Origin of the sequence: Morganella psychrotolerans (assembly GCF_965118875.1) — a bacterium.
GTDB classification, from domain to species: domain Bacteria; phylum Pseudomonadota; class Gammaproteobacteria; order Enterobacterales; family Enterobacteriaceae; genus Morganella; species Morganella psychrotolerans_C.
The window spans coordinates 38,338-53,614 of the sequence record NZ_CBCPJD010000007.1 but is presented as its reverse complement, the minus strand read 5'-3'; the positions used below and the strand labels follow the sequence as shown (position 1 = coordinate 53,614).

The following is a 15,277-nucleotide window of genomic DNA, read 5'->3' as shown; positions in this document are numbered from 1 at the left end:
TTTATCTCCGAATAAGCGAAAAACCAACAATATGAATTGCCGGACGCTAAATCCTCAGGACGCAAAAATGGAGATGCCTGCGCAGCCGCATAAGCGGGGTGTGTTGCCGCCAGGAACGCGAACGATAGCGCACAGGGACGATATTCGCGGTAATGACGAAGAAAAGAAAGGCAAAAAAGAGGGGTTCTGCTGAGAACGGCGGTACCGTACTCAGAGACTTGGCACTGATATCGCAGGTACTGCCGGACACGGCTTTTTCTGTCCCGGTGTCACTCATCAGCACCTGTGATACAACATCCGCAGACGGGCTCTGACTGACACGATTTGCGCCAGACATCCGTTGTGTCACACACAACAAGATAAAGAATAATGTGAAAAACAGCAGCAGATATCCCTGCCTGCGTTGCTTCAGCATAGCCCACTCCCCGATAGTTGCTGCTTATCTTACACAGCCTGCAATTTCAGACAACTTAATAACCACAACTTTACACATTTTACCGCAACCCTCTCTTTTTCGCTCAAAGTTGCGGAAAATTGTTATATCAGCGGAATATCACACAAAACCACTTATCCGAATAAATAATAAACTGGCATGACAGCCAAACCTGCCATTATAAGGATAAAAAACCAAACAAAAGCAGCATAGAAGCCTGAATATAGTAAAAATAACATAATTTAATACGAATAGTTATTTACATTGCAACTTGCATATCTTTATCAGACAGAGTGAGAGGGATATCCCGATTTAAAACAAATTCGCTTTCATTAATTAACAGTTGTGTTTTATTTTTAACAACACAGTCACATGAGCAGTACACGTCGTTATACCTCTTCCCAAAAAAGGAGTTGTTTATGCGCAAGTTACTTTTGTCGGTACTTATCACCAGTGCCGCACTCGCCAGTGCCGCCGTTTCTGCCGAAGAGTTAACCGGTACACTAAAAAAAATCAATGATAACGGTGTCATTGTCGTCGGTCACCGTGAATCATCCGTTCCCTTCTCTTATTATGATAATCAGCAAAATGTGGTCGGGTATTCCCAGGATTACTCCAACAATATTGTTGATGCCGTTAAGAAAACACTGAACAAACCGGATCTTCAGGTAAAACTGATCCCTATCACCTCACAGAACCGAATTCCGTTATTACAGAACGGTACGTTCGATTTTGAGTGCGGCTCCACCACCAACAACCTTGCCCGCCAGCAACAGGCTGCATTCTCCAACACTATTTTTGTCGTCGGTACCCGCCTGCTGACCGGTAAAGATTCCGGCATCAAAGATTTTGCCGATCTCGCCGGTAAAAACGTGGTGGTCACCTCCGGTACGACCTCTGAAATGCTGCTTAATAAGCTCAATGATGAGAAACAGATGAAAATGCGCATTATCAGCGCCAAAGATCACGGGGATGCTTTCCGCACGCTGGAGTCCGGCCGTGCTGTTGCGTTTATGATGGATGATGCCCTGCTCGCCGGTGAACGCGCCAAAGCGAAAAAATCGGAGAACTGGGTGATTGTCGGCACACCTCAGTCCGAAGAAGCTTACGGCTGTATGCTGCGTAAAGATGACCCGCAATTCAAGGCGCTGATCGACAAAACAGTCGCTGATGCACAGACTTCCGGTAAAGCTGAGAAATCCTATACCCGCTGGTTCAATGAGCCGATTCCGCCTAAAAATCTTAACCTGAAATTTGAATTATCCAATGAAATGAAAGGGCTGTTCAAAGCACCGAACGACAAAGCCTTTGAATAATACGGCGTCCGCGCCGGATATGACGGGCTGACAGCGAAGACTGTTAACCCGTCCGGATTGCAGGATATAACCATACCCAACGTCATTCAGGATGCAGGCAGGCGGCAAGCTCCGGCCGCCGGGGAGCATAGATAAGCTATGTGACCCGGCTGACTTCCCGCAGCCAACGAACCTGCGGTTTGAATGAATAAGGGTATAAGACCGCTGCGCCCGCTTGCCTTATTTGTTGCGGGCGCAGACGATAATACCGCTATCCGTCGGATATAAATCCGCAGTCACCACAGAGTATTTTTCTTGTACAGGGAGTTCGTTCTTTTATCGGGAGCCGCGCTATGTCTGCTAACTGGGATTGGGGGATTTTTTTTCAGCCCGCCCCCTTCGGCAATACCACCTACTTCGGCTGGATCCTGTCCGGTCTGAAAGTGACGGTAATGCTGTCAATTTGTGCCTGGATAATCGCCTTTCTGGTGGGGTCACTGTTCGGCATTTTGCGTACCGTACCGAACCGGTTTCTCTCTTCGCTCGGCACTATTTATGTGGAAATTTTCCGTAATGTGCCGCTGATCGTCCAGTTTTTTACCTGGTATCTGGTTATCCCGGAATTCCTGCCACCTGCTGCCCGCGACTGGTTTAAGATGGATCTCGATCCGAATATCCAGTTCTTTATTTCCTCAATGCTTTGTCTGGGTCTGTTTACCGCAGCCCGTATGACAGAACAGGTGCGCGCCGCTATTCAGTCACTGCCGCGCGGTCAGAAAGCCGCCGGTCTTGCGGTGGGACTGACACTGCCACAAACTTACCGCTATGTCCTGCTGCCGAATGCTTACCGCGTGATTATTCCGCCGATGACGTCGGAAATGCTGAACCTGGTGAAAAACTCAGCTATCGCCTCCACTATCGGTCTGGTTGATATGGCGGCACAGGCAGGAAAATTGCTCGATTACTCCGCCCGTGCGTATGAATCATTCACAGCCATCACCCTCGCATATGTCGGCATTAACGTCATTATTATGGTAGCAATGCATTTACTGGAAAAACGGGTACGTCTGCCCGGGACGGGAGGTCACTGATGTATGAATTTGACTGGAGTTCAGTGATGCCGGGTATGCCGTTCCTGTTACAGGGGCTGGCTATCACCGCTAAAATAACCATCACCGCCATTGTTATCGGGATCCTATGGGGAACCGTGCTGGCGATGATGCGTCTTTCTTCTGTAAAAGCAATAAGATGGATAGCCGCTCTCTATGTGAATGCCTTCCGTTCCGTGCCGCTGGTAATGGTGCTGCTGTGGTTTTATCTGATAGTGCCTAACTTAGTCCAAAATGTTCTTGGCATATCACCAAAAACAGATATCCGTCTGATCTCCGCTATGATAGCGTTCTCTTTGTTTGAAGCCGCCTATTATGCTGAAATCATCCGCGCAGGTATCCAGAGCGTCTCTAAGGGACAAACCTCCGCCTCACTGGCGCTGGGCATGACCAAAATGCAGACCATGCGTCTGGTTATTCTGCCCCAGGCATTCCGGGCAATGATCCCGCTGCTGCTGACCCAGGGCATTGTGTTGTTCCAGGATACCTCTCTGGTGTATGTCCTCAGTCTGACGGATTTCTTCCGTACCGCCAGCAATATCGGCGAGCGTGACGGAACACAAATAGAGATGGTGCTGTTTGCCGGTGCTGTGTACTTTATTATCAGTTTTGCGGCGTCAATGCTGGTTAATTATCTCAAGAAAAGGACTGTGTCATGATCTCCCTGAAAAATGTATCCAAATGGTACGGTCAGTTCCGTGTCTTAACCGACTGCTCGACCGATGTCAAAAAAGGGGAAGTGGTTGTCGTGTGCGGTCCGTCCGGCTCCGGTAAATCCACACTGATAAAAACAGTTAATGGTCTGGAGCCGGTTCAGGAAGGTGAAATTTTTGTCGATGGCACACAGGTTAATAATAAACGGACGAATCTGGCAAAACTGCGTTCAAAGGTCGGGATGGTCTTCCAGCACTTTGAACTGTTTCCTCATCTCTCTATTATTGAAAACCTGACTCTGGCTCAGGTTAAAGTGCTGAACCGCAACAAAGCCGCAGCAAAAGAGAAAGCACTGAAACTGCTGGAGCGCGTGGGGCTGACCAGTCATGCGGACAAATTTCCGTCACAGCTCTCCGGCGGACAGCAGCAGCGTGTGGCGATTGCCCGCGCACTCTGTATGGACCCTGTTGCAATGCTGTTTGATGAACCGACATCTGCCCTTGACCCTGAAATGATCAATGAAGTGCTGGATGTTATGGTTGAACTCGCTCATGAAGGAATGACGATGATGGTCGTCACCCACGAAATGGGATTTGCCCGCAAAGTGGCGGATCGCGTGATTTTTATGGATGAAGGCAAGATCGTCGAAGACAGTAAAAAAGAGGATTTCTTTGTCAACCCGAAATCGGAGCGCGCCAAAGAGTTTCTCGCCAAAATCCTGCATTAATGTTCAGAACGGCCGGTTTCGTACCGGCCTTTTTTTCCCGTCACCGCACTTCCCCTGCTTTTTTCACCCCTTAACGAGCTTAACTGTTGTTCCCTCAGGGGCATATCGGCTATGCTAACAGGTCTGATATTAATAAAATCCTATATCCCGAGCTGAACACGCGGCAACATTGAATGCAGCGCGTCCGGCAGTTACTCACCACAGGAATACCGGTGCCATGCAAGAACAATATCGTCCCGAAGACATAGAGCAACAAGTCCAGAGTCACTGGCAGGAAAAACAAACATTTAAAGTGACTGAAGATAACAGTAAAGAAAAATATTACTGTCTGTCTATGCTACCGTATCCTTCCGGACGACTACACATGGGCCACGTACGTAACTACACCCTGGGTGATGTGATGTCACGTTACCAGCGGATGCTGGGAAAAAATGTGTTACAGCCAATCGGCTGGGATGCGTTTGGTCTTCCGGCTGAAGGTGCGGCGGTAAAAAATAAAACTGCTCCGGCACCGTGGACTTACGCCAATATTGATTACATGAAAAATCAGTTGAAAAAACTGGGTTTTGCTTACGACTGGGATCGCGAAGTCACCACCTGTACGCCGGAATATTACCGCTGGGAACAGTGGTTCTTCACCAAACTGTTTGAAAAGGGAATGGCGTATAAAAAAACGTCCGCCGTCAACTGGTGCCCGCATGACCTGACAGTCCTTGCAAACGAACAGGTTATCGACGGCTGTTGCTGGCGCTGTGATACCCCGGTTGAGCGCAAAGAGATCCCGCAGTGGTTTATTAAAATCACCGCTTACGCGGAAGAACTGCTCAATGACCTCGATAAGCTGGATGAGTGGCCGGAGCAGGTCAAAACTATGCAGCGTAACTGGATTGGCCGCTCAGAAGGCGTGGAAATCACCTTTGATGTGGCTGACAGCGACGAAAAACTGAGTGTCTACACCACCCGCCCTGATACCTTTATGGGCGTGACTTACCTGGCTGTCGCCGCAGGTCATCCACTGGCACAACAGGCTGCGGTGAATAACCCGGCACTGAAAGATTTCATTGATGAATGCCGTAATACCAAAGTGGCTGAAGCTGAAATGGCCACTATGGAGAAAAAAGGCGTTGCAACAGGCATGTTTGCTGTCCATCCGCTGTCCGGCGAAAAAGTACCTGTCTGGGTCGCGAACTTTGTTCTGATGGAATACGGCACCGGCGCGGTAATGGCTGTTCCTGCCCACGACCAGCGCGACTGGGAATTTGCCCGTAAATACGATTTAGCCCTGAAAGCGGTTATCCTGGATGATAACGGCAATGCACCTGATTTAAGTGCTGCTGCTATGACCGGCAAAAATGCCCTGTTTAATTCAGGCGAATTTGATGGTCTGGGTAATACCGCCGGGTTCAATGCGGTTGCTGACAAACTGGTTGCCCTGGGTGCCGGTCAGCGCAAAGTAAACTACCGCCTGCGTGACTGGGGTGTTTCCCGTCAGCGTTACTGGGGTGCGCCAATCCCGATGGCAACACTGGAAGATGGAACAGTAGTCCCGGTTCCGGAAGACCAGCTCCCGGTTATTCTGCCGGAAGATGTGGTTATGGATGGTATTACCAGCCCGATTAAAGCCGATCCTGAGTGGGCAAAAACCACCATCAATGGTCAGCCGGCGCTGCGTGAAACTGATACCTTTGATACCTTTATGGAATCCTCCTGGTATTACGCCCGTTACTGTTGCCCGGATTACGACAAAGGTATGCTGGACCCGGCTGCGGCAAACTACTGGCTGCCGGTCGATCAGTATATCGGTGGTATTGAACATGCCATCATGCACCTGATGTATTTCCGTTTCTTCCACAAACTGATGCGCGATGCAGGTCTGGTTAATTCTGATGAACCGGCTAAACGCCTGTTATGTCAGGGAATGGTACTGGCAGATTCATTCTATTACACCGATACTGATGGTCACCGCGTCTGGGTTTCTCCGGAAGATGCCATCCTTGAGCGTGATGATAAAAACCGGGTTATCAAAGCGACTGATAATGAAGGCCGTGAGCTGGTTTACACCGGCATGAGTAAAATGTCGAAATCGAAAAATAACGGCGTTGACCCTCAGATCATGGTCGAAAAATACGGTGCGGATACCGTCCGTCTGTTTATGATGTTTGCCGCACCACCGGAGCTGACACTGGAATGGCAGGAGTCCGGTGTGGAAGGCGCAAACCGCTTTATCCGCCGTATCTGGCGTCTGGTGTTCGAGCACACGCAGAAAGGCAAAACAGCTACGCTGGATCTGACCACGCTGACTGCGGAGCAGAAAGATCTTCGCCGCGCGCTGCATAAAACCATTGCAAAAGTCAGTGATGATGCAGGTCGTCGTCAGCAGTTCAATACGGTTATCGCCGCGATTATGGAACTGATGAACAAATTGCTGCAGGCACCTCAGGAAACGGAGCAGGATCGCGCCCTGATGCAGGAAGCGCTGGATGCTATTATTCTGATGCTGTCCCCGATTATCCCGCACGCCGGTTTCACCCTGTGGAAAGCACTGGGACATGAAACGGATGTGGATGATGCGCAGTGGCCGGTTGCCAGCGAAGACGCAATGATTGATGATACCAAACTGATTGTTATCCAGATCAACGGTAAAGTCCGCGGTCGTATCACTGTTGCTGCTGATGCGGTACAGGATTCGGTATTAGCACTGGCGTCGGAAGAGCAGAATGTCGTGAAATACCTCGAAGGTGTGAGTATTCGCAAGGTCATTTATGTCCCGGGTAAATTACTGAACCTGGTTGTAGGTTAATTTAAGGAGATATCGTGCGACATCGCATTATGACGCTGTTGCTCGGGTTTGCGGTGCTGGTCACCGCAGGCTGCGGCTTCCAGCTGCGTGGTACCACGCAAATTCCGGCTGAGTTACAAAAATTGCAAATCAGCACCGGTGATCCGTACGGCGCACAGACCCGTGCTATCCGCCAGCAGTTACGGCTGAACAACGTGCAGATTATTGAAAGCGGTGACGCATCAATTCCTGTACTGAAAATTGTCAGCTCTTCTGAAGGCTCGGAAGAAACCGTCTCTGTTTTCCAGGATGGTAAAGCCGCTGAAAAAGAACTGGTCTATTTCCTGAATGCCCAGGTCATTATGCCGAACGGTTCAGTGTATCCGCTGAGTGTCCGCGTAGAGCGTTCATTCTTTGATAACCCGCTGGAAGCACTGGCAAAAGATGCGGAAAAAGATATGGTACGTGACGAAATGCGTGAGCAGGCCGCCGCCCGTCTTATCCGTAAACTTCTGGTTATTCAGCCATCTGAGCAGCAAAAGCAGCATGAAAACGCTGAAGCTGCTGAGATTGTCACACCCAAGGCATGATAAAAGTTTCACCTGAGCAACTCATAACGCAGCTCCGTTCGGGGCTGCGTGAACGTTATCTCCTCTGGGGTAACGAACCCTTATTACTTCAGGAATCCCGGGATACTATCCGCCATGCAGCGCAGGAGCAGGGATTTGATGAACACTACAGCTTCAGCCTCGAACAACATACTGACTGGGATGAAATTTTTTCTGTCTGCCGGTCACTCAGTTTGTTTGCCGGGCGGCAAACACTGACACTGTATCTGCCGGAAAATGGTGCAAATGCCGCCATGGGCGAACAGCTTCTGAAACTCGCCGGGCTGCTGCATCCTGATCTGCTGCTTATCCTGCGCGGCCATAAACTGACCAAAGCACAGGAAAACAGCGCCTGGTTTAAAGCTATATCGCAGGATGCTGCCTATATTACCTGCATGACACCGGAACTGAGCCGGCTGCCGCAGTGGGTAACCACCCGGGCTGCACTGCTTGGGCTACAGCCGGATGAACAGGCCGTGCGCCTGCTTTGCTATTGTTATGAGGGAAATCTGCTGGCGCTCTCCCAGGCATTATCACGCCTCGCACTTATCTATCCGGACGGAAAACTGACACTGCCCCGCGTGGAATCAGCGGTCAATGATGCCGCGCATTTTACGCCGTATCACTGGACTGATGCCCTGCTGGCGGGAAAAAGTAAGCGCGCCTGCCATATCCTGCAACAACTGCTGGCGGAAGACAGTGAACCTGTTATTTTGCTGCGTACCGTTCAGCGGGAAGTGATGCAGTTACTGACCTTACAGCGGGAAAGCCGCCACCAGCCGCTGCGCACCTTATTTGATAAGCACCGTGTCTGGCAGAACCGCCGGACACTGCTCAGTGACGCACTGGCGCGGCTCTCCGCACAAACATTGCAGGTTGCGATAACCCTGATCACCCGTATTGAAATCCGCCTTAAACAAGACTATGGTCAGCCTGTCGGGGATGATTTCCTGACACTGACACTGCTTCTGAGTGGTAAAGCACAGACAGGACAACTCCTCTATGATGAACAACGCGGATAACAGCATTCTCGCGCTTTATGGCGGAACATTTGACCCGGTCCATCAGGCGCATATCAATACCGTAAAAGCGATGGCTGCCGTTGCCGGGCTGGAGCAGGTTATTTTACTGCCGAATAATGTCCCGCCACACCGCCCGCAACCAAAGGCTGATGCACGTCAGCGTCTGATGATGGCAACACTGGCGGTACAGGGTGATCCGCTTTTCCGGGTGGACGATCGCGAGCTGCGCCGGGATGCACTTTCGTATACTGTCGAAACGCTGCGTCAGTACCGGGCTGAGATTGGTCCGCAACAGTCGCTGGCATTTATCATCGGGCAGGATTCGTTACTCAGCATCGATACCTGGCATGAATGGGATCAAATCTTAACCTTGTGTCATCTGCTGGTGTGCAAACGCCCTGGTTATTCACTGGATTTTCCGTCGGAAAGACTGGCTGACTGGTTTGTGGAGCATCTGATTACCACGCCGGAAAGCCTGCATCAGTCTCCGTGTGGTTATATTTTCCTGGCTGATACCCCGCTGTTTCCTATTTCAGCCACGAATATCCGTGAGCGCCTGAAAAATGGCGAGGATTGCCGTGATCAGCTCGCCCCCGCCGTTCAGAATTATATCCTTACTCAGGGTCTTTACCGCTGATAGTATACCCTTATTCATTCAAACTGCAGGTTCGTTGGCTATATCAGCTTGCCTGTTTTGTTTTCGCAATCACAATTTCGCGGATACACACATCCTGCGGCTGTTTATATGCAAATTCAATGCAGTCTGCTATTTTTTCCGGTGCCAGTCCTGACTGAATTTCTTTTTTCCAGGTCTGGTAGTTCTGCTTAATTTCTTCATTTGTGGTGTGGCTTAATAACGGTGTTTCAACCACACCCGGTGCAATGGTAATTAAGCGGACATTGGCTGAAGCAACTTCTTCACGGATATTCTCTGTAATGGCATGAACCGCAAATTTAGTTCCGCAATAAACAGAATGATTAGGGAATGTTTTTCTTCCGGCAATCGAGCTGATATTAATAATCGTGCCCTCTTCCCGTTGTACCATATCATGCAATACAACATTAATGCCTGTCAGCACACCGGTAATATTAACATCCACCATTTGCTGCCATTCACTGAAATCCTGGTCATACGGATTATCCAGCAACATGACACCCGCGCAGTTAATTAATAAATCTGTTTTTCCGTAAAGCGCTTCAGCTTCATGAATTGCTGCTTTCATGGCATTGAGATCTGTCACATCAACACGTTTGCAAAGACTGTCGGGCAGATTAAAGCTCTCCAGGATTTGTTCACGGCGCGCTAATAATAATACCGGATGTCCGGCCTGACTCATGCGTTTTGCAACAGCTTCACCAATACCGGAACTTGCGCCTGTGATAACGACTAATTTTTTCATTGTATTTACCTTGTTTGTATATACCCAACGTCATTCAGAATGCAGGCAGGCGGCAAGGAAAGACCGACGGGGAGCATACACTAGTATGTGACCCGGCTGGCTGAGTACCGCCAACGAACCTGCAGTTTGAATGAATAAGGGGATAAATAGATTTTGCATAATTCTATCCTTTGCTTTACATATAGCAAGTAGGCAGATTTATTTCACAAAGTTACCTCAGGGTAACTAATGGGTAGCCAAATGAATAAAATTGAAGTAGTCAGTGAAATAGAAGTAACACTCTCCGTTATCGGTGGAAAATATAAACCATTAATTTTAAATCTATTATCTGATAAAACCGTTCAGCGCTTCGGTGAAATACGAATTTACATTGCCAATATTTCACAAAAAACTTTAACCAATCAATTACGCGAATTAGAAGCCGACGGATTGGTTACCCGGGAAATATTTGCCGAGGTACCGCCCCGCGTTGAATATACGATTACGGACAAAGGCCGCTCACTGATCCCCATTCTGATGCTGATGTGTGACTGGGGATATAACAATATGGGTGACCGCTACACTCTGCTCAGACCTGAGTGTGACTAACTGACGCATCTGCCGCCACGGGTTGTAACAGCGCCTGATCACACAAATAGCGGACATCGTGGAGCTGCGCGTAATGCAGCAGCATCGCTTTTGCTGCCTCCGGGGTATCCGTTCCCTGCCGGTAAGCCAGGATCATGTCTGTCATCTGCTGTTTTTCTTCCGTTGTCAGCAAACGCTTAAAATAGCCCTGCATATGCATCAGCGCATTGGTCATATTGGCGCGGGTCGCCGGCTGTGAAAATGCGCTCACTAATGCCTGCGTCCAGGTTTCTGCTGTGTCACACAGTGCTGCCGGTGATAAGGTTCCGGCCTGAGCCAGTAAACGCCCTGTCGTTTTATACAATGCGGGAGAATATGCCATCAGTGCATATTTATAGCGGCTCTGGAGGCGGATAAGCGCTGCGGCCCGGACAGGCGGTTGCAGAGTCTGTGCCTCATCGTCCGGCAGTGACCATTTGCCGTCAGGAACGTCCCGGTATGTCATTTTCCCTCTCCTGTGCCTGTAAAACAGAATACCCGCGCTTGTAAAACATAATAATAGTACAAAAACGGGTGATTTCTGTTTTTCTGTCAGCACCTTTACTCATATTTCTTTAATCTTTACTTCTTTGTATTCCCCCGGTTCGCTGGTATTCTTGCCGTGCCGGTGACAACATCCGGGCGAGCCTCGCAAAATCGTCCCGCGTAACGTAAAATAGTGACTATTTTCCGGCACACAGTAACCCCGTATGCAGTGCATTGTACTGCCGGTAACATTTCCGGGGGGCCGTTTTTGTTATCCATTTATCCAGAATAAGGTGAACCTTTTGCAAGGCACAGAATTACTTGAGTTTATTATCGACAAACTTGAAGACTCCAAAGCACAGGATATTATTACCATTGATGTCCGCGACCAGTCCAGTGTCACAGATTACATGCTCATTTGTACCGGCACATCAAGCCGTCATCTGGCATCTGTGGCGGATAACCTGATAACAGACTGCCGTCAGGCCGGTCTGATGCCACTCGGCGTGGAAGGTCAGGGTATTTCTGACTGGATCGTCGTCGACCTCGGTGAAGTCATCGTGCATGTTATGCAGGAAGAGAGCCGCCGTATGTACGAATTAGAGAAGCTCTGGAGCTAAGTTTTGAAGTTACAGCTCATTGCCGTCGGTACTAAAATGCCCGATTGGGTCGAAACCGGATTTCAGGATTATCTTCATCGTTTTCCGAAAGATATGCCATTTGAATTAACCGAAGTCCCTGCAGGGAAGCGGGGAAAAAATGCCGATATCAAACGGATACTCGAGAGAGAAGGTGAATTAATGCTGGCGGCAGTGGGTAAAGGCAACCGGATTGTCACACTGGATATTCCCGGCGACCGCTGGGATACGCCACAACTGGCGGGACAACTGGAACGCTGGAAACAGGACGGGCGTAACATCAGCCTGCTTATCGGCGGACCTGAAGGATTAGCGCCTGCCTGCAAAACTGCTGCGGAGCAGAGCTGGTCGCTCTCCCCGCTGACACTCCCTCACCCGCTCGTGCGTGTGCTGGTAGCAGAAAGTTTATACCGTGCATGGAGTATTACCGCTAACCATCCGTATCATAGGGAATAACACCGGTGCCCGGTTTTAACTCGCCCGACGGCGATAAGAAAAAACGCAAACAACGGATGGATTTCCGCGATTATTCTGCGGAATCAGCTCTGTTTATCCGCCGCGCCGTTGTGGTGTTTATCGGTATGATCGTTTTATCTGCCGTTCTGATTGCCAATCTTTATAATTTACAGATAAACCGCCATGAGGATTATCAGACCCGGTCAAATGATAACCGGATAAAACTCGTGCCTATTCCGCCGAGCCGGGGTCTTATCTATGATCGCAAAGGCACATTGCTTGCGCTTAACCGCACCATTTACCAACTGGAAATTGTGCCGGAAAAAGTGACTGATCTGCCGGCAGTACTGAATGAGTTACGGGATATTGTCGACCTGACAGACGAGGATATCGCCAACTATGAAAAAGAGCGCAAACGCTCACGCCGCTTTACTTCTATTGCACTGAAAACCCCGCTGAACCAGATTGAGGTTGCCCGGTTTTCTGTCAATCAGTACCGTTTTCCCGGACTGGAAATCAAAGGCTATCAGCGCCGCTTTTATCCGTATGGCTCTGCACTGACGCATGTTATTGGTTATGTGGCAAAAATTAATGATAAAGATGTCGAACGTCTGGAAAAAGACGGTATTTTGCCAAACTATGCAGCGACTCATGATATCGGCAAGCTGGGAATCGAGCGCTATTATGAATCCGTATTACACGGAAAAACCGGCTATGAAGAAGTGGAAGTCAACAGCCGCGGGCGCGTGATCCGCCAGTTGCATGAACAGGCACCGCAAGCCGGGAAAGATATCTATCTCACGGTTGATCTTGAGTTACAGATTTATATTGAAAAACTGCTGACCACCAGCCGTGCTGCTGTGGTTGTCAGTGATCCGCGTAACGGTGAAATTCTCGCCCTGGTCTCTAACCCGAGTTACGACCCGAACCTGTTTGTTAACGGGATTTCCGGACCGAATTACCGTGATTTACTCGGCAATCCGGATCGCCCGCTTATCAACCGTACCACTCAGGGGCTTTATCCGCCTGCATCAACCGTCAAACCCTTTATCTCTGTCGCCGCACTCAGCGAGAAAGTCATCACCCGCAATACAACTATCTTTGATCCCGGCTGGTGGCAATTGCCCGGCTCAGAAAAACGTTACCGCGACTGGAAACGTTATGGCCACGGTAATCTGAATGTTGTGAAAGCCATTGTTGAATCTGCGGATACCTTCTTCTACCAGGTGGCGTATGACATGGGTATAGATCGCCTCTCCGCCTGGATGACCCGCTTTGGTTATGGTGAGTATTCCGGTATTGACCTGATAGAAGAGTACAACGGGGTGATGCCGACCCGTGAATGGAAAGAGCGCCGCTATAAAAAACGGTGGTATCAGGGTGATACCATTCCGGTCGGAATTGGTCAGGGTTACTGGACATCAACCCCCATTCAGATGGCAAAAGCACTCAATATCCTGATTAATGACGGTGTGGTTAAAACACCGCATCTGTTACTGGGCACCAAAGAAGGTGACGGAATGCTGCCGTATGAACAAAAAACCACCACGGCTATCGCTGATATCCATTCCGGGTACTGGGAACTGGCAAAATCAGGTATGTACGGTGTTGCTAATGCCCCGAACGGTACCGGGCGGAAATTTTTTGCCGGAACGCCGTATAAAGCAGCAGCGAAATCCGGTACAGCCCAGGTCTTCAGTTATGAAACCTACAATGCCAGCAAACTTGCCGAACGGCTTCGTGACCATAAGCTGATGATCGCCTACGCACCTTATGATAACCCGACTGTTGCGGTTACTATCATTCTGGAAAACGGCGGAGCCGGTCCTGCGGTGGGAACATTAATCCGCCAGATTCTGGATCACGTTCTGCTGGGGGATAATAATACTGACTTACCCGATGCGCCACCTTCGCCGCCCGGCAGTGAAACTGAGTAATGCCCATGACTGAGAATCAACGCAAAGTATCTTTAATGACCCGCATGCACATCGACTTTCCGTTGTTTGTGCTGCTGATGATCCTGCTGGTCTACAGTGCCTTTGTCCTGTGGAGCGCCAGCGGTCTGGATCCGGAAATGATGGAACGCCGTCTCGGACAGATTTTTACCGGTATTGTCGTCATGCTGATACTGGCACAAATTCCGCCCCGCGTGTATGAAACCTGGGCGCCGCACCTGTATATCGTCTGTGTGATCCTGTTGGTGTTTGTGGATGTTTTCGGGCAGATAAGTAAAGGCGCACAGCGCTGGCTGGATCTGGGGATTATCCGCTTTCAGCCGTCAGAGATTGCCAAAATTGCCGTTCCGCTGATGGTCGCGCGGTTTATGAATCGTGATCAGTGCCCGCCGACACTAAAAAATACCGCAATCGCCCTGCTGCTGGTGATTATACCGACACTGCTGGTTGCCGCGCAGCCGGATCTGGGAACGTCGATTCTGGTCGCTGCGTCCGGGGTTTTTGTGCTGTTTCTCGCCGGTATGAGCTGGCGGCTCATTGGTGTTGCAGTACTCCTTCTCGCGGCCTTTATTCCGCTGCTCTGGTTTTTCCTGATGCACGATTACCAGCGCGGACGCGTGATGATGCTGCTGGATCCGGAGACCGATCCGCTCGGTGCCGGCTACCATATCATTCAGTCAAAAATCGCTATCGGCTCCGGCGGACTTGCCGGGAAAGGCTGGCTGCTGGGTACACAATCCCAGCTGGAATTCCTGCCGGAACGCCACACTGACTTTATTTTTGCCGTCCTCGCAGAAGAGTTAGGGCTGATTGGTGTGATATTCCTGCTGGTTATTTATCTTCTGATTATTATGCGCGGGCTCGTTATTGCAGCCCGGGCGCAGAACACCTTTGGCCGGGTTATGGTCGGTGGTCTGATGCTTATCTTTTTTGTGTATGTGTTTGTGAATATCGGAATGGTGAGCGGGATCCTGCCTGTGGTAGGCGTACCGCTGCCGATGATGAGTTATGGCGGTTCCGCCTTAATTGTATTAATGGCGGGATTTGGTATTGTCATGTCAATTCATACGCACCGTAAGATGTTATCAAAAAGCTTATAATGAGGTTTT

16 protein-coding genes are annotated in these 15,277 nt (G+C 49.7%); 13 read left to right on the top strand and 3 right to left on the bottom strand.

Translation table 11 applies throughout. The features are described from left to right. Window positions 1-46: 46 nt before the first annotated feature. On the bottom strand, window positions 47-415 hold the full coding sequence (locus ACMHKJ_RS09405; protein ID WP_413493393.1) for a copper-binding protein: 369 nt from the start codon (window positions 413-415) through the stop codon (window positions 47-49). Window positions 416-852: 437 nt separating this feature from the next. Here ACMHKJ_RS09405 and ACMHKJ_RS09400 point away from each other — a divergent pair, with 437 nt between their 5' ends. The 8 genes from ACMHKJ_RS09400 to nadD all read left to right on the top strand — a co-directional run bounded on the left by ACMHKJ_RS09400 (window position 853) and on the right by nadD (window position 9,264). Then, complete coding sequence (locus ACMHKJ_RS09400; protein ID WP_413493391.1) at window positions 853-1,749, top strand: glutamate/aspartate ABC transporter substrate-binding protein; 897 nt, start codon at window positions 853-855, stop codon at window positions 1,747-1,749. Window positions 1,750-2,081: 332 nt separating this feature from the next. Next, window positions 2,082-2,819, top strand: coding sequence for an amino acid ABC transporter permease (locus ACMHKJ_RS09395; protein ID WP_413493390.1), 738 nt, complete (start codon window positions 2,082-2,084; stop codon window positions 2,817-2,819). Beyond that, window positions 2,819-3,496, top strand: a complete 678-nt coding sequence (gene gltK, locus ACMHKJ_RS09390) for a glutamate/aspartate ABC transporter permease GltK (RefSeq protein ID WP_067423017.1) — start codon at window positions 2,819-2,821, stop codon at window positions 3,494-3,496. The genes ACMHKJ_RS09395 and gltK overlap by 1 nt, the downstream gene beginning before the upstream one ends. Then, window positions 3,493-4,218, top strand: coding sequence for an amino acid ABC transporter ATP-binding protein (locus tag ACMHKJ_RS09385; RefSeq protein WP_067370172.1), 726 nt, complete (start codon window positions 3,493-3,495; stop codon window positions 4,216-4,218). Before gltK ends, ACMHKJ_RS09385 begins: the two co-directional genes overlap by 4 nt. Before the next feature lie 217 nt (window positions 4,219-4,435). Next, complete coding sequence (gene leuS, locus ACMHKJ_RS09380; RefSeq protein WP_413493387.1) at window positions 4,436-7,018, top strand: leucine--tRNA ligase; 2,583 nt, start codon at window positions 4,436-4,438, stop codon at window positions 7,016-7,018. Between the two features lie 14 nt (window positions 7,019-7,032). Next, window positions 7,033-7,587 (top strand): LPS assembly lipoprotein LptE, encoded by a 555-nt coding sequence (lptE, locus tag ACMHKJ_RS09375; RefSeq protein ID WP_202906396.1) that lies wholly within the window; start codon window positions 7,033-7,035, stop codon window positions 7,585-7,587. Next, window positions 7,584-8,627 carry a DNA polymerase III subunit delta gene (gene holA, locus ACMHKJ_RS09370; RefSeq protein WP_413493385.1) on the top strand — a complete coding sequence of 348 codons (1,044 nt, stop codon included), beginning with the start codon at window positions 7,584-7,586 and terminating at the stop codon, window positions 8,625-8,627. Before lptE ends, holA begins: the two co-directional genes overlap by 4 nt. Then, window positions 8,608-9,264, top strand: a complete 657-nt coding sequence (gene nadD / locus ACMHKJ_RS09365; protein WP_413493383.1) for a nicotinate-nucleotide adenylyltransferase — start codon at window positions 8,608-8,610, stop codon at window positions 9,262-9,264. The genes holA and nadD overlap by 20 nt, the downstream gene beginning before the upstream one ends. Before the next feature lie 43 nt (window positions 9,265-9,307). Here the strand turns inward: nadD and ACMHKJ_RS09360 are convergent, their stop codons facing one another. After that, window positions 9,308-10,027, bottom strand: a complete 720-nt coding sequence (locus ACMHKJ_RS09360; RefSeq protein ID WP_413493381.1) for an SDR family oxidoreductase — start codon at window positions 10,025-10,027, stop codon at window positions 9,308-9,310. Between the two features lie 240 nt (window positions 10,028-10,267). On the opposite strand from ACMHKJ_RS09360, the gene ACMHKJ_RS09355 reads away from it, so the two are divergent. Further along, window positions 10,268-10,615 carry a winged helix-turn-helix transcriptional regulator gene (locus tag ACMHKJ_RS09355; protein WP_413493379.1) on the top strand — a complete coding sequence of 116 codons (348 nt, stop codon included), beginning with the start codon at window positions 10,268-10,270 and terminating at the stop codon, window positions 10,613-10,615. Here the strand turns inward: ACMHKJ_RS09355 and ACMHKJ_RS09350 are convergent. After that, window positions 10,596-11,099 (bottom strand): DUF1722 domain-containing protein, encoded by a 504-nt coding sequence (locus tag ACMHKJ_RS09350; protein ID WP_413493377.1) that lies wholly within the window; start codon window positions 11,097-11,099, stop codon window positions 10,596-10,598. The genes ACMHKJ_RS09355 and ACMHKJ_RS09350 overlap by 20 nt on opposite strands. 313 nt (window positions 11,100-11,412) lie before the next feature. Here ACMHKJ_RS09350 and rsfS point away from each other — a divergent pair, with 313 nt between their 5' ends. From rsfS to mrdB, 4 genes are read left to right on the top strand one after another with little or no spacing between them, the layout of a single operon-like run. Next, window positions 11,413-11,739 carry a ribosome silencing factor gene (gene rsfS, locus ACMHKJ_RS09345; protein ID WP_413493375.1) on the top strand — a complete coding sequence of 109 codons (327 nt, stop codon included), beginning with the start codon at window positions 11,413-11,415 and terminating at the stop codon, window positions 11,737-11,739. A gap of 3 nt (window positions 11,740-11,742) precedes the next feature. Then, window positions 11,743-12,213, top strand: a complete 471-nt coding sequence (gene rlmH, locus ACMHKJ_RS09340) for a 23S rRNA (pseudouridine(1915)-N(3))-methyltransferase RlmH (protein WP_067370152.1) — start codon at window positions 11,743-11,745, stop codon at window positions 12,211-12,213. 56 nt (window positions 12,214-12,269) lie between these two features. Then, the gene (gene mrdA / locus ACMHKJ_RS09335) at window positions 12,270-14,150 is read left to right on the top strand and encodes a peptidoglycan DD-transpeptidase MrdA (RefSeq protein WP_413493572.1); all 1,881 of its coding nucleotides are present in this window, start codon (window positions 12,270-12,272) and stop codon (window positions 14,148-14,150) included. A gap of 5 nt (window positions 14,151-14,155) precedes the next feature. After that, a complete protein-coding gene (mrdB, locus tag ACMHKJ_RS09330; protein WP_413493373.1) occupies window positions 14,156-15,268 on the top strand; it encodes a peptidoglycan glycosyltransferase MrdB in 1,113 nt (370 codons plus the stop codon). Window positions 15,269-15,277 lie beyond the last annotated feature (9 nt).